This window comes from Colwellia sp. (genome assembly GCF_013215345.1).
Taxonomy (GTDB): domain Bacteria; phylum Pseudomonadota; class Gammaproteobacteria; order Enterobacterales; family Alteromonadaceae; genus Colwellia.
Map to the genome: position 1 here is coordinate 16,436 of NZ_JABSOV010000016.1, position 23,734 is coordinate 40,169.

Consider the following 23,734-nt stretch of genomic DNA (forward strand, 5'->3'; position numbering starts at 1 on the left):
AAGTAACATTTAGCTATAACAGCCTGTAATTACAAAGGTTGTTATAGCGCAATTTTATAACATAAATAGTATTGATGTTAGAAAATTAATAGAGACTAAAGCCAATCAGTTAATTTTACCCCAATGCCTAATCGTTCCGAGTGATGATTATAATAAATGAGACTCTCGCCATAACCATTGAAATATTGAACAGAGCCCCTCAAATTTTTGGTCAAGGGGAAAGACCAACCTAACATAACTGAGCTTTTATTATCACTACGCCGATTATTACGTAACTGTATATCTACATTATGACCATCAGCGATTTTCCATAGAGAAATAAGTTCACCATAGCCGATATAATCTTCGATATTAGGGGTATCATCTCCTGTCGGATCTAACTCATATGATTTTTGCTCTTCTGGGATTCGCCACCATGCTCTTACTCCCCAAACAAAATCACCGGTGTTGAAAATTAAACCACCGATAACCCTATTCCAACTGCGCGATAAACTATCAGCTTGACCATTTTATTGATGGTTCAAAGAAATATAACTTTTCTCTACTGGTAAGCCCCAAAGAGACCAAGGTTGTTGGTAAGTAACATGAGTTCAGGCTCATAAATGGTTTCTCTAAATGGCGTAGATATATCAGTATTATAGGCTTGCCACCGCCTGGTAACCGTCAATGCAAATTCCAAATCATTAACGAATAAATTTTCTATCGCTATATACTTTATTGAAACTTGAATTTTTATTTCTGTATCGCTGAGTTCCCTCCCGTCTAACAGTTCCTCATAAGGCTCTCTGTTTATTTTTGAATAGGTGAAAGGCAATATATAATTGGGCTTATATGGCACTATTGCAAAAGGGTTGGATGCGACACTTTTCTCTAATGCCCGTCTTTCCCCTATTAAAGTATGCTCTTTATCCTGACAAAGTTTTCTTATTTCACCAATAGTTTGTTCATTAGCAGCTAGTGTGCTTTCTCTGGCTATACAGACATCAACAACAATATTTCCAACCTGATCCGTAGCATAAGAAGATGGCCAATATAAGATTGATACAAGTACTAGATTAACTATTTTATTGTTCATATACACCAAATTTTTTATTTATTATCAATTTATTAAATTAAAAATATTTTATGAAATAGCCTCTGTTCAATATAACAAAAGTTCACTCAATGGCAGACATACTAATGAGCTTAAATTGATAAAAAACTCGATAAAATTCCGTTTTAATTTTTAATTAATCTTTTTAAATTTCGTAAATAATAATTGAGTGTGAAGAGTTTAGAGTATAAATTTTACGTTTGGCGTACCAAAATGCGTACCCTACTTTAATATAACAATAAAATTTTAAAGGACTATATAATAAAACCTTTAGCTGTAACAAATAGATCAAGCGGTTAATAAATTAGTTGAATAGACCACATAAGTCAGCTAAACACTGCACTTTAACTCATTGTTTTAGCTTGTAGATAAATCAAAATATAAATTATTCAAAGTTAAAGTTTCCTCTTACTTCACCCTACTATTATGCCCTTCAGGTTAGAATTAAAATATGTAACCTAAGTCGCTTACGCCTCCTGAGCGAAACAAAAAAGTCAATATAATTTTGGGTAATGGGTTTACAAAACAAACTTTCGTTGGTTTCCATTAGACTCATGAGTAAGCACTCTTAGATGAAATGAACTTATTGTCCTACAGAGACAATTCTTTTAATTATATAACTAAAGGGTGTAATTGATATGAGTGTAAAAGTTGATCGAAATAGTATGTTCACGTTACTTAGTCAGCAGCAAGAATCTTTTAAAAAGGCAGGTTACCCAGATTTAGAAATCAGAATTAGCCGACTTGATCGCCTACTGGCAATGCTAAAGAAATACGACCGTCAAATTTGTAAAGTTGTTGCAGAAGATTTTGGCACTCGCCCAGAAGAGTTAACTCTTCTGGCTGAAGTTTATGCAACAATAGAGCACGCCAAAGATGCCATTATTAATGTAGAGCAATGGATGTCTCCTGAGCAGCGTAAAGCAATGTCACCCGGTTCAGACGCAGGAGCTACTGCCCAGATACGTTTCATGCCTAAAGGGGTTGTCGGTATTATTGGCCCTTGGAATTTCCCAGTACATTTAGTCATTGCGCCATTAGTTTGCGTGTTAGCTGCTGGTAATAGAGCAATGATTAAACCTTCTTCTGTAACACCTAAAACTGCAGAATTAATTGGCGAAATGATTGCAGAATTTTTCGATCCAACAGAGGTTACTGTCATATCGGGCAATAATGTTTCAGATAAATTTACCAAACTACCTTTCGATCACATAGTCTTTACAGGTTCAACGGATAATGGCCGACATGTAATGCGAGCTGCTGCTGATAATCTTACACCTGTCACTTTGGAGCTGGGTGGTAAATCTCCGGTAATAATTGATAAATGTGCTGACTTATCTGTTGTTGCTTTGCGTATCATAACCGGAAAACTATTTAATTCAGGACAAGTTTGTGTATGTCCAGATTACGCATTTGTACCAGAAGCAATGTTGCCTGCTTTACTCATCGAGTTAGAAAATGCAGTCAAAATTTTATACCCAACCATTGAAAATAATCCTGACTATACCTCAATCGTTAACCAGAACCATTTTCGTCGAATACAAAACCTACTTGATGATGCAAATGAAAAAGGCGTAGAAATTGTAACATTCAACCCAGCAGACGAAAATTATGATGAATCAGTAAATCGCAAGCTATTACCACGAGTACTAGTGAATCCTTCGGATGAAACAGCGGTGATGAAAGAAGAAATTTTTGGCCCCCTACTTCCGTTAAAAAGCTACAACCAACTTGATGAAGTAATCGAATATTTGCATACAAAAGATCACCCCTTAGCGCTTTATTATTTTGGCGAAAATGAGACAAACAAAGCGCTATTGCGTGACAATATATTATCGGGTGGCATGACTGTCAACGATGTTGTTGTGCAAGTGATCTGTGATCAACTACCGTTCGGTGGTGTCGGTGCTAGTGGTATGGGTCGCTATCACGGTATTGAAGGCTTTATTGAATTTTCTCATTTAAAAGGGGTTTATACACAAACGCCTTCTGAGGAAATAGCCGGATTTATGCGACCTCCTTATAACGATACTATACGTGACATGCTAGAGAAAAACATTAGCGAAGCTTAATCATATTTACACGAATTAGTTCAAATTTAATTTTCATTTAGGAAGTAATTAGTATGACATTGCCTATTTCATTATCAGATAACATATCTCTACCTGTTGTAGCAGCACCAATGTTTATTCTTTCAAATCCAGACCTAGTCATTGCTCAATGCAAAATGGGAATTGTAGGGTCTTTTCCTGCTCTCAATGCCCGACCTGCTGAAGAGCTTGAAGTTTGGTTAGAGAAAATTAGCAGTGCACTGGAAAAACACAATGCATCAGATCCTCAAAGACGTGCGGCTCCCTTCGCTGTAAATCAAATTGTCCATAGCTCCAATGATCGGTTAGAACACGATCTAGCTCTGTGCGTTAAATACAAAGTACCCATTGTAATTACGTCACTAGGGTGCAAGCAATTCGTCATTGATACAATACATTCATATGGTGGATTAGTTTTTCACGATGTGATCAACAACGACTTTGCAAAAAAAGCGGTATCTAAAGGCGTAGATGGACTTATTGCTGTTGCCGCTGGCGCAGGAGGTCATGCAGGCACGACCTCTCCTTTTGCTCTCATACAAGAAATCCGAGAGTGGTTCGATGGACTTTTATTATTATCAGGTTCCATTGCTACAGGTAATTCAATACTAGCTGCTCAAGCGATGGGGGCAGATATGGCTTATATGGGGTCAACCTTTATAGCCACTAAGGAGGCAAATGCAACCAATGAATATAAACAAGCGGTAATAGATCATTCGTCTTCAGATATTATTTACACTAATTTATTCTCTGGCATCCACGCCAATTACCTAGGTCCTTCCATAGAAGCTGCAGGTCTAAACCCTAAAGATTTACCAGAAAGTGATCCATCAAAAATGAACTTTGGTGTCGATAATAAAGCTACTTCTGTAAAAGTCTGGAGGGATATATGGGCTTGTGGTCATGGAATAGGTGCTGTCAAAGAACTTCTTTCAACCGAAGATGTCATATCGAGGCTAGAACATGAATATTACGTAGCACAAGATCGATTGTTAGGAAAGTAAGTAAATTACTGACTTTATCCTAATAAAATTATTATAAAAATAGAGAGTGAAAAACTATGAATACAACAGCACAAAACTCACATATACCTAGTAAAGATGAATATTTTCAAAAACTTAAAAGAAGTCCTATCTTTTCATTACCAGCATTTTTTCTATTCGTACTTGGAATGACCATTTTAGCTGGCGGTACGTATTTGTCCATTTCAGGTGAAATACCAGTATGGGCTGCGACTGTGGCAAATGGATTCGGAATCTATTTTCTTTTTTCTATAGCACACGAATCTATGCATCGCTGTCTTTCTAGTATAGCCCCTATCAATTCATTTCTAGGCCGTGTATCCATGTGGATACTTGTACCTGCAGCCCCTTATGAAATTGCACGTTGGGCTCATTTACAGCATCATAGATTTACCAACGGTCCAAAGGATCCTGACCGCTTTATTCATCATGGTAAATGGTGGACCATGCCTTTACGCTGGGCAAACTTTGATATGAACTACATGTATATCTTTTTTAGAGATGGTGGAGAACACAGAAAACGCCATGCAATACCACTGGTTATTTCGGTTAGCATTTTTGCAGCTATAATTGCAACATTGACCTATTTTGGCTACGGCATGGAAGTACTATTTTACTGGTTTTTACCTTCACGTATAGCGCTAGCAATGATAGCTTTTGTGTTTGTGTTTTTACCCCATTACCCTGGAGTGACTTCGGCAGATGAAAATCCTTATCATGCGACAACAACTAGACTTGGTTTCGAATGGCTTTTAACACCTATTATGCTTTATCAAAACTACCATCTTATTCATCACCTTTATCCGAATGCCCCATTTTATAATTATATAAAAATCTGGCATCTAAAATACGATGAGATAGTAGAACATAACCCTGCAATTCAAAAACCTTTTAGTCTTACACCGGTTAATGTCATTACTCAAGAAACACCTTCTTAAGCACGGTAAAATAACACCGTTGAATATCCTACATATATTAAGAGAGGGGTCTTAACATACCTCCACTCCTGAATCACAAGAGTGATTTATAAATAGCTAATTTAAGGACTTATTATGAAATTAAATAAAAAAGTCGTCAAAGTAACAGGTGGTGCTTCAGAATTCGGTTTCGTAACTTGCCAAGAATTATCTAAACAGGGTGAAAAAATTGTAGTTTTTGATTTAAACGAAGATGCAGGAAAATTACTTGTTACGGGTTTAGGTGATAATGTCATTTTCGCCAAAGTAGGTGTTACCGATGAAACCCCTATTGCCAAGGGCATACAACAAGCTATTAATACCTTTGGCAGCATTCATGTTTGCATCAACTGCGCTGGTATTATTTCAGGTGGCAAAACCGTTGGTCGTTTTGGTGCTTTAGCTTTAAACATATTCGCTCAAGTTATTAATATAAACCTAGCTGGAAGTTTTAATGTACTGCGTTTAGCCGCAGAACAAATGGCTAAAAACGAACCAGACGTTAAAGGTGATCGTGGTGTTATTATTAATACGGCATCAGTTGCAGCATTCGATGGTCAAATAGGTCAAGCAGTTTATAGCGCAAGTCGAGGGGGATAGCAGCGATGACCTTACCAATTGCCCGAAACCTAGCCCCACTTGGCATCCGTATCATGGCCATTGCCCCTGGCATTTGCGATACGCCGATGAGGAAAGGGTTGAGTAATGAAGTCCATGACCCTTTCCTCAAAAGGGTACAAAACCCTAAGCGTTTTGGTGACCCTATTGAGTATGCTGAATTAGCGTCACATATAATTACCAACAGCTATCTCAATGGAGAAGTTATTCGTCTAGATGGCTCCATTCGGATGGAACCTAGGTAAAATCATTGTAAAACTTCCCCTATTGGGGGCTATAACTAACCTCTTTTTTCTAAGGTGCTCTCCATGCTTAGTGATATTAAAATATTAGATTTATCAACCTTACTACCAGGGCCATACGCTTCAATGATGCTTGCCGATTTAGGCGCAGAAGTGTTACGTGTTGAGTCTTCAACTCGTACTGATTTATTGCGTGAAATGATGCCAAAAGTGGGTGAATCGTCTGCTGCACATCAATATTTAAATCGTTCAAAAAAATCAATTGCTCTCGACTTAAAGAAACCCGAGGCTATTGAAATAATCAAAGCGCTTGTCAAAAAATATGATGTCGTACTTGAACAATTTAGACCCGGTGTTATGAATAGATTAGGCATTGGTTATGAAAAAATAAAAGCAATAAATCCAAGTATAATTTATTGTGCAATTACTGGTTATGGCCAAACAGGTCCATATAAAAATCGTGCCGGTCATGATCTAAACTACCTTTCAATTTCTGGTATTAGCAGTTACTCAAAAAGAAAAAAACAAGCTCCTGTTCCACAAGGGATACAAATCGCTGATGTAGCAGGAGGCTCCCTGCATAGCGTTATTGGTATATTAGCGGCCCTACATCACCGTCAAAAAACGGGTCAAGGTCAATTCATTGATATCAGTATGACCGATTGTGCCTTTGCTTTAAATGCGATGGGCATGCCGGAAACATTGGCTAGCAATAATGCAACAAATGCCGAGTCACATTTACTTAATGGTGGGAGTTTTTATGATTATTATCCAACTAGCGATGGACGGTATATATCTATTGGAAGCATAGAGCCGAAGTTTTTTAATGGTTTGTGTAAGTTACTTAATTTAGAGAGTTTGATACCACTCGCTAATAAAGCCTCAGCACAGAAACAGATAAAAGACAGTTTTACACAGACTTTTAAGCAAAAGTCTTTTACTCAATGGCAAAGCATATTTGCAGATTTAGATTTATGTGTTGAACCAGTATTAGATCTTAAAGAGGCCAGTAACCATCCTCAATTAATTGCTAGAAACATGATTATTGACGTACCACAAAAACAGAATGGCCTACAAAAGCAGCTAAGTAATCCAATTAAATTTTCAAATTATCAAGTAAAATATCAGCAAACCGGTGGTGAAGTTGGCGCCGATAGTAACGAGATACTCAGTCAACTTGGGTTTAATGCTACAAGCATAGCAATGCTTAAAAAAAATGGCGTGGTAAATAACACTAATTAAAAATCAACAACGTTATTCTTCTAGGAGGGTAATTTCCTCCTTTTTATTCTAGATAAAATAAATTACAGGGTATAAAAGTGTAAACAAACATGGGTTTGAAATTAATCATTAAAAACAAAAGATTATATCAGCGATAAAGAGCTTGCTTTAACTATAGCGCTTGTTCTATTTTTTACACCCAGTTTCTTATAGAGTTGATGTATATGCCATTTAACCGTTTGCTCTGAAATAAATAGCTGGTCAGCTATACTCTTATTAGTTTCTCCCGTTTTAATAAAATCTAACATTTGCCTCTCTCGCTTGGTCATTGGTTCAAGTAAAGTTTTAACTAACATATCGTGTGCAGTTTCACTTTGTTTATTATTATTTTCTTTAAACAATAATTCATTAATTTTACCTAAAAATACAATTACAGATTCTGTTTGTTTACTCGAATAATCTTTCACGATTAGACGCAACACTTGATGTATTTCATCACCCGCATCAAGAAATAGTCGATAAAAACCACCTTTGGAGGCAATTTCTAAAGCCAGTGATAAATCAGCAACCGCATCATCAGTTCGCTTTAGAGCGTAAAATGCCTTGGCACGGCTCAGTAAGAGTTTCATTAAACGGCGATATCGTCCAATCTCTTTACACAGTAGAATTTGCGTATTTAATATACTCATCGCTTTTTTAGGTAAATGATTATGCAGATTAAGTTCTACACGAACCAGTTCTCTTATTTCTTGAAAAACCTGACGTGAATCTTGATCGAATGCTGGTGCCCGTGATTCATCAAAACCACAATTTTTAGCCACTATTTGAGCATCTTTACCTCGGCCAGATTTTAATAAAAAATGAATTTCCAATGCACTAAGCAATGCTTTCAATCGCGGTAATTTTACCCGGTCAGCTGACTCTTGTCCTAAATGAACAATTTCTAAAGCCTCATCAAGGCCAGCCTTTAAAAAATGTAAGCTAGCCATTACTCTATAACCGGCAAAAGCGACTTCCACCACAGCTTCACTATCGATATACTCAAAACGGTTTTGCAATAGTTCTTCAGCTTTATCTAGCTCATTTTGCTCAAAATAAACTTCAGCAAGTAATACGGTATTTAACGAGCCCATATACGAAAATTCATTTGCACCTTTGTTATTAGAGTTTAGCCCCTTAATATATTGCTCTGCCGCATTATTCAAGTTGCCCCGAATCTTATCTACCAACCCCGAAACCGTATATGTCCAAGAAACCAAGTAACCAATAGAGCATTGTTCCCCATATGCGATAGCCTTTTTCGCTGAAGCTTCTGCCAAATTCAATTCAAGTGTAAATAGTGAATTATAAGTCTGGAGTACATGGGTTATTAGTAATTCTTGATTCGTTGCTGAGGGATTTTCATGGATCCATTCTTTAAGTAATTCTCTAGCATAAATTGAGTTATCACTGGCGGTTTCCATAAGGCATAACAGCAACTTGATGCCACTATTTATTTGAATGACTTTTTCCGGTTTGGTCTTATCTTTATACTGTTCGCAGTATCGTTTTAGCATATTAATTTGTTCTCGAGCTACACAATATTGTCGAGAAAATACTAATGACCAGATGTAAGCTAGACTGATTCTTGGTTTATTCAATACAAACCCACCTGGCAACTTTTGTATCCAATTCATTAGTGTCCAATTTTCACCCGATTCTAGTATCAGATCCTCAGAAATTTGACCTATGAGTTCAAGTGCTAAATCGTAATTCCCTCCTGATATTGCATAATTAATAGCCTCGTGGATCAGGCCATGTTCAACACACCATGTACATGCTCGACGGCAAATTTTTTCTGCTATATTTGGGTATTCTTTATTTAAAACATTGCGAAGAAAGTCACCAAACAAGTGATGATAACGATACCAAGTGCGGGTTCTATCCAAAGGAATAATAAATAAGTTTCTATCTTCTACCTGTTCAAGCATCATCTGTCCCAATTCTATATTAAGGGCATAGTTAACAAGATCAGAACACATACGTTCTAATACTGATGATAATAATAAAAACCTCCTAATTTCATCACTTTGCTGTGCAAGTATTACTTCACCGAGATAGTCGGTAACATCTCTGTCAGTGCCAGTAAATTCATTAACAAATGTTTCATAATCATCATTTCCTATCATAGCTAGCGAAGCTAGTTGTAATCCTGCAACCCAACCTTCTGTTCTATGAGCCAATGCAGATACAAATTTATGATTCAGCCCCAATTGCTTTGAGGCATTAAGAAACCTTTCAGTTTCATCCAAGTCAAAAGTCAAATCTTTCCTCGATAGTTGAAAAACCTCACTGCGGACCTTGACCGCATTAAGAGTCAAGTCAGGTTCATTACGACTTGCAATAACAAAAACGGTTTGCTCCGATGAATAAAGAATTAACCGATTAAGAATACTATGAACTTCAGGGTTATTGATCGCATGATAGTCATCAATAAATATGGTGTGCTTAGATGTTTTTCTTTCTAAAATATCAGCTATATCAGCGATAATATAATCAATCGTCGCTTTTCGTTCAGAGACAAAATGGCTCGTAGTAAAATGACGTTCAAGTACATCGGGCGTGCAAATCAAGGTAATTAAATGAGATAAAAACCTTAGGGGATCATTATCCTTATTATCAATACTTAGCCAATAACAATGATAATCTTTATTGGTCAAAGCATCTGAAGTTTGCGCTAAAAGTATAGACTTTCCATAACCCGCTGGAGCCACAACTAATGCGGCTTTAATTCCCTGAATAATCTTAGTGGATAATGTGGTGACAATTTGTCTTTGAACAAAATTATCAAATACTCTAGGTTTGAGGAATTTTCCTCCAAAAATGGCTGGCTGACGTACAATTCTATCTTTCCTGTTTTTACTCACGAGCAACCACCTTTAATAAAAATTGAACTACAACTATATTCTAAGTAATATTTGAGCACAGCAACCTTGTGCTCAAATATTACTTTTTCCAAAGTTGAACAATAATTATTTATTGTTCAACTGAGTAAAATTCATCCCATTATATGCTGTGTTTTTGAACTTAACACATCTTTCTCCCCTACCGCATCACCCGTTAGAGCAAATCCAAGAAGTTTTCCTTCCGATGTGATGAAGCGAGCATGTACATTACAGCCATCCACTTTAACTAGCCATTCCCCATCAGAATCTTTTGGTGGTGGTACAACAACTACTGGGCACAGTGTGGTTTTTATCATAATAGGCATCACACCATAATTCACTTGCGCTTGTTGACCACTAAGCACTTTTCCTAGCACTCTTGCACTTTCCATTAACGGTGAAACATAAAATAATAAATTGCCATCAACCTCAGCACAATCACCCAACGCGTAGATATTTTCTGCACTCGTTTGTAATGATCGGTCGGTCAAAACACCTCGATTTGATTTCAAATTGGCAACATTAGCTAATTTTAAGTCTGGTCGCACACCAATGGCAGATAATACGATATCTGCTTCGATAACTTTGCCATTGGTTAGAGTCGCTTCTATTCCCTTTACAGTTTTATCTATTTTTTCAACAACCGTACCAAAGTTGTATTTCACCCCTGATTTTTCAAGATTTTCTTGAACAGCAAGTGATGCTTGTTGTGGCAATAGTGTGCCTAGGACAGTAGACATAGGTTCAACGACTTCAATAGAATAGCCAGACTGAACCAAATCATTGGCATACTCAGAGCCAATCAAGCCAGCGCCAATAATTAAAACTTTTTTCTTACCCACAATTGCAGTACGAAAACGGGTATAATCCAACAAGTCATTTATATTATAAATACTATTAATGCCATCTCCCGAAATAGAAGATTCAACAAACTTAGCACCCGTTGCTAGCACCAGTTTCCCGTACTCAATAATTTCTCCATCAACTCTTAACAGCTGACGATCAGAATATATTTCTGTAACTTTGTTAAAAATTCTAATCTCTGCTTGTAATTCATCAGCCATATCCGCAGCAGTTGCGCTAGCAAGTTGATCAGGTTGTTTACCTTTAGCAAAAGCTACAGACAACATAGGTTTAGAATATAAGCGGCCATCATCGCTGGTAATCATTATCAATGGCGTTTTCTGATCGTGTTTCCTAAACTCACGTGCTAAGTGGTAGCCAGCTAACCCTGTTCCAACAATAACCACTGGTTTCCGGCTTCTGTCAATTTCAATTACAGATGGTTTTTCAACCACTGCTGCAATTGCGGGCTCAGATTTAACACTATCAATTACTTGTTTATTTACTGCGACTGCAATTCGGCTTATTGCTACCATTTCAAAGTCTGACTTCCCTACTCCACAATCAGGACACTCCCAATTTTCAGGAACATCTTCCCAACGAGTCCCTGCTGGTATTCCCTCTTTGGGTAAACCTTTACCTTCATCGTAGATAAAACCACAGACCATACATTCCAAAATGTTATAACTCATATTTCACCTCTAAATATGTAACCCCTAATAAAATAAGTTGTTATTCCTGCTATTTCATTAAGACCTAAATTTTAAGACACTAGTAACTCATCACTTATTAAGTCATTAAAAGGATGAACTCAATAAATCACAATGCTGCGATACATGCACCGACTGTAATTAAAAAAAATTATGTCTGAAGATAAATAATGAAACAACAAACTAAAGTTGGATATAATTATGGATAGTTTCATAAAACGCCTTAAAACAGGCTGCCATTTAAGACGGCCTATAGAAAGAAGTAATCCCACAATGTGCGTATTAGCTATTCCATACGAAGCACAGGCTTAATACTTTGTCCGCTTTCCTGAGCTCTAACAGCTTCATTTAAGGCCTTGAATGGAAAGTAATCAATAAGACGATTGAAAGGGAAGCGCCCCTCATCATAATATTTAATCAATTGAGGAATAAACACCTTAGGATCAGAATCACCTTCCACTATGCCAACAATTTTTTTTCCAGTAGAGAGCATTTCCATAATATTAATATTCACTTCGGCATCAGCAGGCGCTGCACCAACCAAAGCGCAAGTTCCTAATGGTTTTAGTATGTCGACACACTGTTTGGCTACTTCAGGAAACCCAGTCATCTCTAAACTGAAGTCGACACCACCCACAATACGTTGAATTTCTTCAACAATATTTTCTACCGAAAAAGGATCTATTACATAATCAGCACCAAGTTCTAACGCCAATGATCTTCTGTCGGGTAACGGTTCAATAACTAAGATTGGAGATGCGCCTACTAATTTTGCAGCCATCAAAGCACTTAAGCCAACAGCGCCACCACCAAAAATAGCTATCGAATTAGCATCGGTAACAGATAGTGAATTTAGTACTGTTCCTGCACCAGTTTGTATGCCGCAACCCAATGGTGCCAACATTTCAAGCGGTAGATCTTTTCTCACTTTTACAGTATTTCTAACATTAGCAATAGCCATTGTTGCGAAGGAAGATTGACCGAAAAAATTTGCATTCACTTGTTCGCCATTTTGTTCCATAGTACCTGAACCATCACTACGGCCACCGCTAAAATTATTTACCAAAAAATTATAACAATAAGAAGGTAATTCATGTTCACAGGATGGACATTCACCACAGGAATTAAACGATAAAACAACATGATCACCTAGCGACAAACCTTTTACCGCTCTCCCTGTCTCAACAACCACTCCAGCCCCTTCATGTCCCAATACAATAGGCATTGGAACGGGTAAAATCTGATGCATGCAAACCAAATCGGTATGACAAAGACCAGAGGCAACAATTTTAATCAATACCTCATCTTCTCTAAGAGATTGCAATGTGACTTTTTCAAATGTTAATGGTTCAGAAGAGCCTCGGGCAATTGCTGCTGTCGCTTCATATTTATTATCTTTACTAATCATAGTTAATCGCACCTATTGTTTGAGTCAAACTGACTTTAATTATTTAGGGTAAGGAGTATCTCCTTGGCACCTGCTATAGCTACGTCCTGATAATCGTACTTAATGTTGTTATCACGACAATAGCCATTTACTGTAAAACCTATCCAAGCTTACAAGCCGATACAACCAACTTTCGTTGGTTTTCCCTAAGTAACAAATTCATTTAAAAATTAATCCTCTTTTATTTTGCAAACCCATCACTTTTAATTTCCCCAACTTTGGTTGGCTATTCAAGTAAAAAAGGATCCTTTAGGGTGATGTTATCCAATGCACTCAAAATTCGAATGACTGTAATTTTTACTGTTCAGGATAGGATTCAAAATATATGAATATGTTGGTAATGCACAATAACTAAAAAATTTAATTTTCTGTTGTAAGTAGACTAAATAATAAAAACTACAGGTAGAAGATAACTATGAATATTATCGAAAAAACTATCGTTAAAGCACGTATCAAAAAGCCATCTTCAGCTGGATTTATACACCAGCCTGTTATAGCTAGTTATTTACTAGCTATAACTATTAACCAAGCGAATGCGTTGGAGTTCACGTTAGACAATGGGGTTACAATAGACTTAGATACTACTTTAACCTACGACGCTCAGTGGCGACTAGAAAGCATTGATAACACTATCCTCGATAATGGCGGTGGCGGTCTCCCAGGCTTTTTGACCGATGATGGTAATAGAAATTTCGAAAAAGGTGATATTACTCAGAATCGACTAAGCTTCAGTTCTGATTTTGATATTAACTATGACTCTGGCGGAGTTTTCCTTCGAGTTCGTGGCTGGTACGACGATGCCTATAACAATACAACTCTTACGGGTACCAAGAGCTTTCAGCAAGACGGTATCGACATGCATAAATCAAAGGTTGAATTACTCGATGCCTTTATTTATCACGACTTCGATATCGGTGAGCGAAACTTAAACCTACGTGTGGGTGAACAGGTAGTTAACTGGGGAGAAAGCTTGTTTGTATTTGGCGGAATATCCTCAGCTCAAGGGCCTATTGATGCAACCAAAATCAATGTTCCAGGCGTTGAACTAAAAGACATTTTTATACCAATCGGGCAAGTATACGGTGAGATAAATATCACTAAAACAATCTTCTTAGCAGCTTATTATCAGTACGATTGGGAAGAGGTCAGAATCGATGCCCCTGGCACATACTTCAGTGCCACTGATGGTTTGGGCCAAGGCTCCGTCGGCGACACACTGGATCTAAAAGGTTTGCCAATTACAGAAAAAAAAACTGATGAAGGACAATGGGGGGTTGCAATACGTTACTTGGCTAAACAGCTAAACTACACAGAATTTGGCTTTTACTTGCTAGAATACAATGATTTCGTTCCTACGCCAGAGCTACTACCGCCATTTTTTGGACCACAACTCTCCCATCAATATTTTGAAGATATCAAATTGCTCGGTGCGAGTTTTAGTGCCGTATTTGGCGATACCAATGTGAGCGGTGAAATCACCTACCGTGACGGCCAACCAGTACAACTAAAAGTTCCAGGCGCCTTTTATTTTAGTGAAGCTGAAACATTCCAGGCTCAAGTTTCATTAATACACTTGATCAGTACAACAGTTATTGCTGACAGTATCACTTTAGTGGGGGAAATAGGCTACAACAATGTACTGAGTATTGATGCTGAGGACACTGCTCAAGCCTTAGGGATAGATGTCAATAATATTGATGCCTCATTGGATAATGATCGTAGTGCCGCTGGTGCAACTATCAGTGTTAAAGCCGATTACTTTAACATTTCAAATGGTCTAGATCTGGCTGTTAGCGGTATTTATAGAAACGACTTTGATGGTGTATCTTCAGTAGGTTTTACCTTTACAGAAGGAACAAAACAACTATCAATTAAAGCTGACTTCAATTATCTCAATAATCACAGTTTTGGTCTTGCCTACGTAAACTTCATAACAGACCCCGATGATATTATCGCTAATGCTGGTGCGTTAGAACTTGGGCATTTAAATGCTGACCGTGACTTCACAGCCTTGTACTACAAGTATCGCTTCTAACAAAGAGCAATAAATAAAAAACATCATAAAAACTTTTAAGATTTTAGGAACTAAATAATGAAAAATATAATTTTTACTGTTTCAGTCGCATTAATAGCACTGCATTCGACTGGCTCACTTGCTAAGTCTTCTGAACAAGAAGTAGCAAAATTAACTGCTGAACTAACACCTGTGGGCGCTGAACGCGCTAGTAATGCTGACGGAACTATTCCTGAATGGACTGGAGGCATGACTACCCCTCCTGCTGGCTATAAAGGTGAAGGTACTACCCGTATTGACCCATTTGCCAATGAGAAGCCCATTTTTACTATAGATGCCAGTAACTATAAACAGCACGCTGAAAAACTCAGTGCTGGGCAACAAGCATTATTTGTAAAGTACCCTGAAACTTTCTATATGCCAGTTTACCCAACTCACCGTACTGCAGCTGCTCCTCAGTGGATATACGACAACACCAAAAACAATGCGTTAAACGCGCAATTAAAAGAGGCTGGCAATGGTGTAATTAATGCCTATGGTGGTTACCCTTTCCCTATCCCTCAAAATGGGCATGAAGCTATCTGGAATCACCTCCTGCGTTGGGTTGGCCAAAGTGAGGAGTATAGTTTTCGTAGTGACACTGTTTACCCTAACGGTGAAAGAACTGTAGGTGGAGGTATCGTCTGGCAGAGTTACCCTTACTACAACCCCAATAAAGATGCTAGCAACTATAACGGTAATATTTTACAGCTACTCGCTGAATACGACACACCAGTACGACGTAAAGGTGAAATAATATTGTTTCGTGATGCCGTCAACGCGGCCGAAACGCCACGCCAAGCTTGGCAGTATATACCGGGTCAACGTCGAGTGCGCAGAGCGCCTACAATAGCCTTCGATACACCTAACGCTCAGTTCGCAGGGCAAAGTATTTATGACGAAGTGTTCATGTTCAACGGTTCGCCTGAACGTTACGATTGGAAGCTAATCGGTAAGAAAGAAATGTACATTCCCTATAATAATAACGGACTAATAGCGGCTTTTGAAAGTAAAAATAATAAGCTAGAGGATATCGAAACACCGTTTCATTTAAACCCTAAATATGCTCGCTATGAATTACACCGTGTATGGGTAATTGAGTCTACTTTAGCTGAAGGTAAACGTCACGTTTATGGTAAAAGAACTTTCTACCTTGATGAAGATACTTGGGCAGCAGTTATTTCAGATAACTACGACGGCCGTGGAGAGTTGTGGCGTGTAGGCATTGCTAGCTTGTTGAATGCCTATGATATACCAGTGACAAGCTTACGTGTGATCTCCCATGTCGATCTTCAAAACAACAACTATGTAGTTAACGTAGTCGACCGAGCACCTGTGAGAATTTACGAAGGTGAAGATGAAAAATTCCATACTCCTGCTCAGGTACGAAAAATGAGTCGACGTTAAATTAGAATCAATAAAGGTAAGCTAGTTATTATGACTAGCTTACCTTTTGTGCTTTACACGCTGACGATAATTTCAAACTAACAGTACAACCTAATAAACAATCCCATTCATTATGACCATGAGAATATAACGTATGATGAACATCTATCGCTACTTAGCTCCACATCAAGCACAGCGCTATTTCACTGCTTTAGCTCTCACTGCCTACTTGTGTCTTAACTCAGTAACAACATTTGCCCAAGACGACGCATTAACAGACATGTCATTGCCCAGCTCACTAACACCACACAGCTTTTTACTAGATTTGGAGCAAGTCGGTAACAAGTTAGTTGCCGTTGGTGAACGAGGTCATATCTTAATATCTGAAGACGAGGCAATCAGTTGGCAACAGATGCAGGTGCCTGTGCGAGTTACTTTAACAGCAAGCTATTTTATTAATAAGAAACAAGGTTGGGTTGTTGGTCACGATGGTGTAGTTCTAAATACGCTAGATGGTGGTATCCACTGGCATAAACAGCTAGATGGAGAACAAGTCAATCAGCTGATGAGCGAACATGCACAATCAGTGCTAACTAATGCTGAAATTGCAATTAAAACAGTCGCCCTAGAACAGCGTAATCAGTTAGAGATGGAATTAGAGGAGCTAATTATCGCTGCTGGAGATACTGACAGGTTTCTCGGTGAAGGCGCTAGCCGTCCTTTTCTAGATGTATGGTTTCGAAATGAACTTGAAGGTTTTATTATTGGTGCATATGGACTGTTCCTACACACTACAGATGGAGGAAGAAGCTGGCAACCTTGGACTAGGCATATAAATAATCCCGACCTTCTTCATTTAAACGCAATTAGCCCCGTGGATGATAGTATTTATATTGCCGCTGAAGCAGGTTTTTTATTTCGTTCAGACGATAATGGTGAAAACTGGATTTCATTAGAAAGTCCTTATGACGGAACCTTCTTTGGATTAATAGGTGCAGGTGATCATGCTTTAGTTGCCTATGGCTTACGCGGCAATGCCTTTATTTCTTTTAACAAAGGTGATACATGGAAAACTATTAACACCGGTATTGATGCAAGTTTGTTTGGCTCTACTCGTTTAGCCGATGGTTCTATAGTGTTGGTAGGAGATGGTGGCTTCTCAATCCAGATCAACCCCATAGGAAAAGTGACTCACCTAAAGCAAACCATTAGAAAACTACCGCTCAGTGCCGTAATAAACAAAATTGATAACAGCCTATTATCTGTTGGCTTGGGTGGAATTCACCCCCTACCCATACACAACAATAAGTCCTAGAGGGAAAACCTTATGAGCACTATAAATACCCAATTAAAACAGTCGTTGCTCAAACCATATATTGTTGGTCAACCAATCATTGAACGATTATTTTTTAATCACCGATCTATCTGGTTAGTGCTATTTGTATTTTTGACATTATTTTTCGGTTATCAAGCTAAGCAGATTCGACTAGAGGCTAGCTATGAGAAAATGATCCCTACCCTTCATTCTTACATTACTAACTATTTAGATCACAAAGATGATCTTAAAGGCTTAGGCAGTGCCGTAAGAATTTCAGTGGAAACCACAGAAGGTGATATTTTCACCAAAGAATTTCAAGAAGTACTAAAACAAGTCCACGATGAAGTGTTCTACATTTCAGGTGTTGATCGAACCGCAATGAAATCAATTTGGGCCTCTGCCGTTCGCTGGAACGAAGTCACCGAAGATGGTTTTTCTGGCGGCCCATTGATAGCAGATACCTATGATGGCTCCCCAACAGAGATAGAAAAACTTAAAGCTAATATTTTTAAATCGGGGCAAGTGGGTGCTTTAGTGGCTAATAATTTTAAATCTGCAATGGTGTACGCCCCATTAATGGAAAGTGATCCTGAAACCGGTAAGCCTATAGATTATCAAGCATTATCCCAAAAACTAGAAACATTAATACGCAATAAATACCAAACAGACACAATTAAAATTCATATTACAGGTTTTGCCAAGGTCGTTGGGGATTTAATCGAAGGTGCCAACCAAGTGGTTATTTTCTTCGTCGTAGCACTGTTGATCAATTTTGTAATGTTATATACCTATGCTCGTTGTCTACGAAGTGCAATCATTCCAATACTATGCTCTGTAATCGCCGTTATTTGGCAATTAGGGCTTTTAAAAACACTTGGATACGGTTTAAATCCCTATTCCATGTTAATACCATTTCTTGTGTTCGCTATAGGTATAAGTCATGGGGTGCAAATCATCAACGCGATCGCTCATGAAAGTAGCACTGGGTCTGATAAAGAACTTGCTGCTCGCCGAGCCTTCCGCTCTCTTTATATTCCTGGTTGTATTGCATTAGTCAGTGACGGTGTTGGTTTTGCTACGCTGATGGTTATTAACATTCCTGTCATTCAGGATCTAGCTATTGCTGCCAGTTTAGGGGTGGCAGTCATCATTTTAACCAATCTGATTTTGTTGTCGATATTAATGTCTTATGTAGGGGTAAGTCAATCGTCAGTCAACAAAAAACTCTATGTAGAAAAACACAGTAAACACCTATTATGGCATTTTTTATCCCGCTTCACGCAACGAAAGAATGCTTGGTTCATACTTGTTATAGCTATACTAATAGCAGCGTTTGGCATATATCAAAGTCAAGGGCTGAAAATTGGTGATTTAGATGCTGGAGCGCCCGAATTACGACCTGACTCTCGTTACAACCTCGATAACGCTTTTATTACCAGCAACTACACCACCAGTGCGGATATCTTTGTGATAATGGTGCAATCAGAGAAAGAAAAGTGCTCTGACTACCGTACACTCGACGCTATTGATCAGTTACAGTGGCGAATGCAGCAGTTACCAGGGGTACAGTCAGGCCATTCGCTTGTGGATCACACGAAACAGATGATGACTGGTTACAATGAAGGAAACATCAAATGGTTAGCGCTAAACCGCAATCAACCGCTGTTGGATCAAGCCTCTGTTACAGCCAGCCCTGGCACCTTCAACGTTGATTGTAGTTTAACCCCAGTGTTTATTTATCTCAATGACCATAAGGCGGAAACACTCGAAGCTGTAGTGGCCAAGGCGGAAGCCTTCATCAATGAATTTAAAGAGGTAAAGGGGTTAACGTTTAAACTTGCCGCGGGTAATGCCGGTATTGAAGCGGCTACCAATATAGTGATCAAAAAAGCACAGTATCAAATGCTATTCTGGGTATATGCAGTAGTAGGGCTCCTTTGTTTAATTACTTTCCGTTCAATTCGCACTGTCATCTGTATTTTGTTACCACTGGCATTAACATCACTGCTTTGTCAGGCATTAATGGCTTATTTAAATATTGGCGTTAAGGTAGCCACATTACCAGTAATAGCACTCGGTGTGGGTATTGGTGTGGATTACGGTATATACATTTACAGTAAACTAGCAACTTATTTAAATGCAGGTATGAACCTCAAAGATGCTTATTTCAATACACTAAAAACTACAGGTAAGGCGGTTGCCTTTACTGGGTTAACATTAGGGGTTGGTGTAGGTACTTGGGTGCTATCACCGATAAAATTTCAAGCCGATATGGGGATCTTACTAACCTTTATGTTTATCTGGAATATGATTGGCGCACTGGTTTTTCTACCAGCTATTGCCAGTTTATTACACAAAAAAAACGCGCCATTAACATCCACTAAAACATCAAGCCCTGGAGTTGATGTTGTTCAAATGACTATATCTAACCATTCTCGAGAGGGAGATAATAAACATGCTGTGTAATAATAACATTCAATTCAATAGGCATATTCTCGTCATCATCAACCCTAATATAGACGAACAAATAGCGCTTAATAAAGCTGTTCGTCTCGCCGAGCAGTTAGGGAGCACTATTACCGCATTAATTAGAAAAAAGCATGCCATCCCAAAGCTGATGGCGACCCTTAATAAAAAATTGAGCGTAGCTGCAATAAAAGGTATCGCTATATCCATCGAAATCAGCGATGAAAATAACTTACTACGAGCCATATTACGTGCTCAGCATGAACACGGATTCGGTTGGTTAATAAAGCAACCTCATCAACCCAGTTTAACTGATCACGTTTTTCTATCCGATGACTGGAAGTTATTACGCAACAGTCGCTGCCCGGTGCTCATGGTAAATGCAAATAATAATTGGGAGGATGGTGGCCCATTTTTATGCTGTGTTAATGCTAATTCAAACGACAGTGAACATCAAGTTCTCAATGCCCATGTAATTAAAGTCGGCCTTTTACTTGCCAAAGTAAGTAATGGTCAGCGTCATTTAGTGAGTGCCTACCCATCGATAATGCAAAGTGGCTCAGAAAGTGATCAAGTTCCAACTTTATTAGAGTCAGATTATCGTAGTGCTTGTCACAAAATGTTAGGGAACCATGAGATCCCTGATAGCCAAATTCATATCGTTCAAGGTCCACCTGAGTTGCTTATTCCTCAAGTCGCAGAGAAAATCAAAGCGAAAATGGTCGTTTTAGGTACAGTTGCACGCTCAGGGTTACAAGGGATTTTGCTAGGTAATACGGCCGAACAAGTCCTAACTCGGCTAAAAACAGATATATTAATTTTACCTCCTGAGTAACCCTTTACTTTTGGGATTACTATATACCTGTTACCAATCAAAGTTTCAGACACTTTGATTGGTAACATTTATTCGACTTCTAAGATGGTTTTAGTGAGTTTAAAGACTTACATGTAGCGATATTAATTTTGAGAAAATAAATACGATCTTCTTTTTAAAATGGCTAACTCATTCGTGTAGGGCTGATGGCCTCGGCTTATTTATAACAGAAATACCTTGAGCCAACTATCCAAGCTTAGGACAAAATCAACTAACATTAAGCTAGGTATGTATCGCTTAGCCAACAGAAAGGAAACCAGCCTACAGAGGCTACTTTAACCTAATTTTACGCCACATAGTTACTGCGAGCAGAAAACAGAGAACCTTACTCGCAGTAACTGCGCCTATGGCCAACAACCAATACATCCTGACCGGAAAAATACAAGCCAGACATTTGCACCTTAAGGTGGTTTAGGTATTGTTTGACACTTATCACAATAGTTATGATAAATATCATTCTCGCATCAAGGGAAATAAAGGGAAAGCAATTGCAACACTTAAGGTTAAGATAAGATATAGCCACCAAACTTTCATATTTATTCGCTTTGCTTCAAAGTACGACAAAAAAAAGAAAGTAAATACACAAACCCACAGAACATTTCTAATAGACGCTGAACAGAATTTACATAGTTGTCTGCAAAAAATTGGCTAATAGAAAACGCTTTATAGAACATCATAAAACTAATGTTAAAATACCAGGTACTTAAAGCACCTGTTATTGCTGCAAGTGCATATACACAATGACAATTTTTTGAGAAAATCACGTCAAACATCTCAGCTTTATAGAAAGGTTTCACTTTATTTTTTTTGCAATAAAATACGGGCTACCTATTAAGTTACCCGTAAATAAAGTTTGCAAATACAGAATGGATTATTCAAAAATAGATCGAGCAATGATCAACTTCATAATTTCTGACGTTCCTGCAAATATTCGGGTAATTCGCGAATCAGTAAAAACGCGAGAGATAGGATACTCATCCATATACCCCGCCCCACCATGTAATTGAACCCCTTCATCAGCAACATCACATAATAACTCACTGGTCAGTAATTTTGCTTTTGAGGCGGCAACAGAATCATGTTCCCCCCGGTTAGTGTTACTAACTATTGCATCAACAAAGGCCTGTGCCATATCAATTCGTGCCCGCAGTTCAGCCATCTTGAACTGTGTATTTTGCATTTGTGAAAGTGGCTTACCAAAGACTTTACGATTACTAACAAACTCTTTCGTTAATTTAAAAGCATATTCCGCCATTCCGATATTCTGAATAGCACAGATCAAACGCTCTTTGGATAACCCTCCCATTAAATATTTAAAACCTTGGTGCGCTTCACCAATCAGGTTTTCCTTGGGCACTTTGACATTATCTAAAAACAGCTCAATAGTATCCTGAGATTTCATCCCCATCTTTTTGAGCTTTGCACCAACCCTTACGCCATCCCAATTGCTTTCAACAACAAACAAACTGATTGCGCGAGGCTTTTCAGGGTTGGTTCGTGCTGCTACAACAAAAAGATCACCACAGATTCCATTAGAGATATAAGTTTTATTGCCATTCAACAAATAATGATCCCCCTTATCGACCGCGCAGGATCGTAAACCAGCCAAGTCACTACCAGCATCAGGCTCCGTCATTGCGACAGAAAGAATGTACTCGCCAGTGATCGTTTTTGGAATATACTTTTCTTTAAGGTAATCACTACCATGATTAAGAATATACGGGGCGATCATCGTACTGTGAAGTTGTGGCATAAATCCTGTTTCACCACATAAACCAATCTCTTCTGCGACAATCTGCTGGAAACGAAAATCATCAATGCCAACACCTCCCAGAGATTCTGGTGCTTGAGGTATCAGAAAACCATGTTCACCGGCTTTAAAATACACTTCTCTAGGCACTAGCCCTGCTTCTATCCATTCATCTCGAAAAGGGACAACTTCTTGCTGTAGAAACGATCGAAATGCCTCTTGGAACATTATATGCTCATGCTCGTAACAATAACGTTTCATAACGACTCCTCATTTTTAATTAGTATTTAACTATACTGCTATCACAATACAGTCTTTATAAGGCAACAACTGCCTCACCTATTAGCGTGCGAACATCATCTTGATTAACCGCCACAATTTCTAATCGAGCACGCTGTTCACCACCCTCTTCAAATAATTCAACTACCGTACCACTACAGGTGATCACATCTTGCAATTGGGTTATTGTTGCGAAGCGATTACTAAATTTACGTAGTTGAGATTGAGGCTTCCAGTTGGTTAACATACGCCCCAAATAAGCCATAGATAACATGCCATGGGCAAAAACATCAGACATACCCGCTTTTTTAGCAAAATCACTATCAATATGTATAGGGTTATGGTCTCCAGAAGCACCTGCATATAACGCCAATGTAGTACGAGAAATCGACGGTAGTGTTAATGATGGGATTGCAGTTCCTATTGTAATATCAGACATTCT

16 protein-coding genes and 3 pseudogenes are annotated in these 23,734 nt (G+C 38.3%); 10 read left to right on the forward strand and 9 right to left on the reverse strand.

Going from position 1 to position 23,734, the window contains the following annotated elements:
- Positions 1–95: 95 nt before the first annotated feature.
- Positions 96–467 carry a phospholipase A gene (locus HRT50_RS03340; RefSeq protein WP_367238758.1) on the reverse strand — a complete coding sequence of 124 codons (372 nt, stop codon included), beginning with the start codon at positions 465–467 and terminating at the stop codon, positions 96–98.
- Positions 468–541: 74 nt separating this feature from the next.
- Positions 542–1,075: a phospholipase A gene (locus HRT50_RS03345; protein ID WP_291611320.1), complete on the reverse strand. Its 534-nt coding sequence runs from the start codon at positions 1,073–1,075 to the stop codon at positions 542–544.
- A gap of 656 nt (positions 1,076–1,731) precedes the next feature.
- On the opposite strand from HRT50_RS03345, the gene HRT50_RS03350 reads away from it, so the two are divergent.
- From HRT50_RS03350 to HRT50_RS03370, 5 genes and pseudogenes are all read left to right on the forward strand, one after another.
- Positions 1,732–3,165 carry a coniferyl aldehyde dehydrogenase gene (locus tag HRT50_RS03350; protein WP_291611321.1) on the forward strand — a complete coding sequence of 478 codons (1,434 nt, stop codon included), beginning with the start codon at positions 1,732–1,734 and terminating at the stop codon, positions 3,163–3,165.
- Positions 3,166–3,218: 53 nt separating this feature from the next.
- Positions 3,219–4,187, forward strand: a complete 969-nt coding sequence (locus tag HRT50_RS03355; protein WP_291611323.1) for a nitronate monooxygenase family protein — start codon at positions 3,219–3,221, stop codon at positions 4,185–4,187.
- 56 nt (positions 4,188–4,243) lie between these two features.
- Entirely contained in the window at positions 4,244–5,143 is a 900-nt protein-coding gene (locus tag HRT50_RS03360) for a fatty acid desaturase (protein ID WP_291611325.1), read from the forward strand.
- 114 nt (positions 5,144–5,257) lie between these two features.
- Positions 5,258–6,024, forward strand: a pseudogene (locus HRT50_RS03365) (SDR family NAD(P)-dependent oxidoreductase).
- Positions 6,025–6,087: 63 nt separating this feature from the next.
- Positions 6,088–7,263, forward strand: coding sequence for a CaiB/BaiF CoA-transferase family protein (locus HRT50_RS03370; RefSeq protein WP_291611327.1), 1,176 nt, complete (start codon positions 6,088–6,090; stop codon positions 7,261–7,263).
- A gap of 122 nt (positions 7,264–7,385) precedes the next feature.
- On the opposite strand, the gene HRT50_RS03375 is transcribed toward HRT50_RS03370, so the two are convergent.
- From HRT50_RS03375 to HRT50_RS03390, 4 genes and pseudogenes are all read right to left on the reverse strand, one after another.
- On the reverse strand, positions 7,386–10,148 hold the full coding sequence (locus tag HRT50_RS03375; RefSeq protein WP_291611329.1) for a LuxR C-terminal-related transcriptional regulator: 2,763 nt from the start codon (positions 10,146–10,148) through the stop codon (positions 7,386–7,388).
- Positions 10,149–10,279: 131 nt separating this feature from the next.
- Positions 10,280–11,545 carry an FAD-dependent oxidoreductase gene (locus HRT50_RS03380; protein ID WP_291611382.1) on the reverse strand — a complete coding sequence of 422 codons (1,266 nt, stop codon included), beginning with the start codon at positions 11,543–11,545 and terminating at the stop codon, positions 10,280–10,282.
- Positions 11,531–11,701, reverse strand: a pseudogene (locus tag HRT50_RS03385) (rubredoxin); the annotation flags it as partial. The pseudogene HRT50_RS03385 and the gene HRT50_RS03380, both read right to left, overlap by 15 nt.
- Positions 11,702–12,005: 304 nt before the next feature.
- Entirely contained in the window at positions 12,006–13,127 is a 1,122-nt protein-coding gene (locus HRT50_RS03390) for an NAD(P)-dependent alcohol dehydrogenase (RefSeq protein ID WP_291611331.1), read from the reverse strand.
- Positions 13,128–13,581: 454 nt separating this feature from the next.
- Here HRT50_RS03390 and HRT50_RS03395 point away from each other — a divergent pair, with 454 nt between their 5' ends.
- The 5 genes from HRT50_RS03395 (at position 13,582) to HRT50_RS03415 (ending at position 21,224) form a co-directional block, all read left to right on the forward strand.
- A complete protein-coding gene (locus tag HRT50_RS03395) occupies positions 13,582–15,201 on the forward strand; it encodes a DUF1302 family protein (protein WP_291611333.1) in 1,620 nt (539 codons plus the stop codon).
- 57 nt (positions 15,202–15,258) lie between these two features.
- Positions 15,259–16,626, forward strand: a complete 1,368-nt coding sequence (locus HRT50_RS03400; protein ID WP_291611335.1) for a DUF1329 domain-containing protein — start codon at positions 15,259–15,261, stop codon at positions 16,624–16,626.
- A gap of 133 nt (positions 16,627–16,759) precedes the next feature.
- Positions 16,760–17,920, forward strand: a complete 1,161-nt coding sequence (locus tag HRT50_RS03405; protein WP_291611336.1) for a YCF48-related protein — start codon at positions 16,760–16,762, stop codon at positions 17,918–17,920.
- A gap of 12 nt (positions 17,921–17,932) precedes the next feature.
- On the forward strand, positions 17,933–20,389 hold the full coding sequence (locus HRT50_RS03410) for an MMPL family transporter (protein WP_291611338.1): 2,457 nt from the start codon (positions 17,933–17,935) through the stop codon (positions 20,387–20,389).
- Complete coding sequence (locus HRT50_RS03415; protein WP_291611340.1) at positions 20,379–21,224, forward strand: universal stress protein; 846 nt, start codon at positions 20,379–20,381, stop codon at positions 21,222–21,224. Before HRT50_RS03410 ends, HRT50_RS03415 begins: the two co-directional genes overlap by 11 nt.
- Before the next feature lie 492 nt (positions 21,225–21,716).
- On the opposite strand, the pseudogene HRT50_RS18830 reads toward HRT50_RS03415, so the two are convergent.
- The 3 genes and pseudogenes from HRT50_RS18830 to HRT50_RS03425 all read right to left on the reverse strand — a co-directional run bounded on the left by HRT50_RS18830 (position 21,717) and on the right by HRT50_RS03425 (position 23,731).
- A pseudogene (locus HRT50_RS18830) lies at positions 21,717–22,036 on the reverse strand (DUF2834 domain-containing protein).
- Positions 22,037–22,134: 98 nt separating this feature from the next.
- Positions 22,135–23,274, reverse strand: a complete 1,140-nt coding sequence (locus HRT50_RS03420; RefSeq protein WP_291611342.1) for an acyl-CoA dehydrogenase family protein — start codon at positions 23,272–23,274, stop codon at positions 22,135–22,137.
- A gap of 55 nt (positions 23,275–23,329) precedes the next feature.
- Positions 23,330–23,731, reverse strand: a complete 402-nt coding sequence (locus HRT50_RS03425) for a MaoC family dehydratase (RefSeq protein ID WP_291611344.1) — start codon at positions 23,729–23,731, stop codon at positions 23,330–23,332.
- Positions 23,732–23,734 lie beyond the last annotated feature (3 nt).

What these genes read in the sequence shown, in the direction of transcription:
- HRT50_RS03345 (WP_291611320.1), bottom strand. Translation starts at nt 1,075, where the DNA reads ATGAACAATAAAATAGTTAATCTAGTACTTGTATCAATCTTATATTGG.
- HRT50_RS03350 (WP_291611321.1), top strand. Translation starts at nt 1,732, where the DNA reads ATGAGTGTAAAAGTTGATCGAAATAGTATGTTCACGTTACTTAGTCAG.
- HRT50_RS03355 (WP_291611323.1), top strand. Translation starts at nt 3,219, where the DNA reads ATGACATTGCCTATTTCATTATCAGATAACATATCTCTACCTGTTGTA.
- HRT50_RS03360 (WP_291611325.1), top strand. Translation starts at nt 4,244, where the DNA reads ATGAATACAACAGCACAAAACTCACATATACCTAGTAAAGATGAATAT.
- HRT50_RS03370 (WP_291611327.1), top strand. Translation starts at nt 6,088, where the DNA reads ATGCTTAGTGATATTAAAATATTAGATTTATCAACCTTACTACCAGGG.
- HRT50_RS03380 (WP_291611382.1), bottom strand. Translation starts at nt 11,545, where the DNA reads ATGGTAGCAATAAGCCGAATTGCAGTCGCAGTAAATAAACAAGTAATT.
- HRT50_RS03390 (WP_291611331.1), bottom strand. Translation starts at nt 13,127, where the DNA reads ATGATTAGTAAAGATAATAAATATGAAGCGACAGCAGCAATTGCCCGA.
- HRT50_RS03395 (WP_291611333.1), top strand. Translation starts at nt 13,582, where the DNA reads ATGAATATTATCGAAAAAACTATCGTTAAAGCACGTATCAAAAAGCCA.
- HRT50_RS03400 (WP_291611335.1), top strand. Translation starts at nt 15,259, where the DNA reads ATGAAAAATATAATTTTTACTGTTTCAGTCGCATTAATAGCACTGCAT.
- HRT50_RS03405 (WP_291611336.1), top strand. Translation starts at nt 16,760, where the DNA reads ATGATGAACATCTATCGCTACTTAGCTCCACATCAAGCACAGCGCTAT.
- HRT50_RS03410 (WP_291611338.1), top strand. Translation starts at nt 17,933, where the DNA reads ATGAGCACTATAAATACCCAATTAAAACAGTCGTTGCTCAAACCATAT.
- HRT50_RS03415 (WP_291611340.1), top strand. Translation starts at nt 20,379, where the DNA reads ATGCTGTGTAATAATAACATTCAATTCAATAGGCATATTCTCGTCATC.
- HRT50_RS03420 (WP_291611342.1), bottom strand. Translation starts at nt 23,274, where the DNA reads ATGAAACGTTATTGTTACGAGCATGAGCATATAATGTTCCAAGAGGCA.
- HRT50_RS03425 (WP_291611344.1), bottom strand. Translation starts at nt 23,731, where the DNA reads ATGTCTGATATTACAATAGGAACTGCAATCCCATCATTAACACTACCG.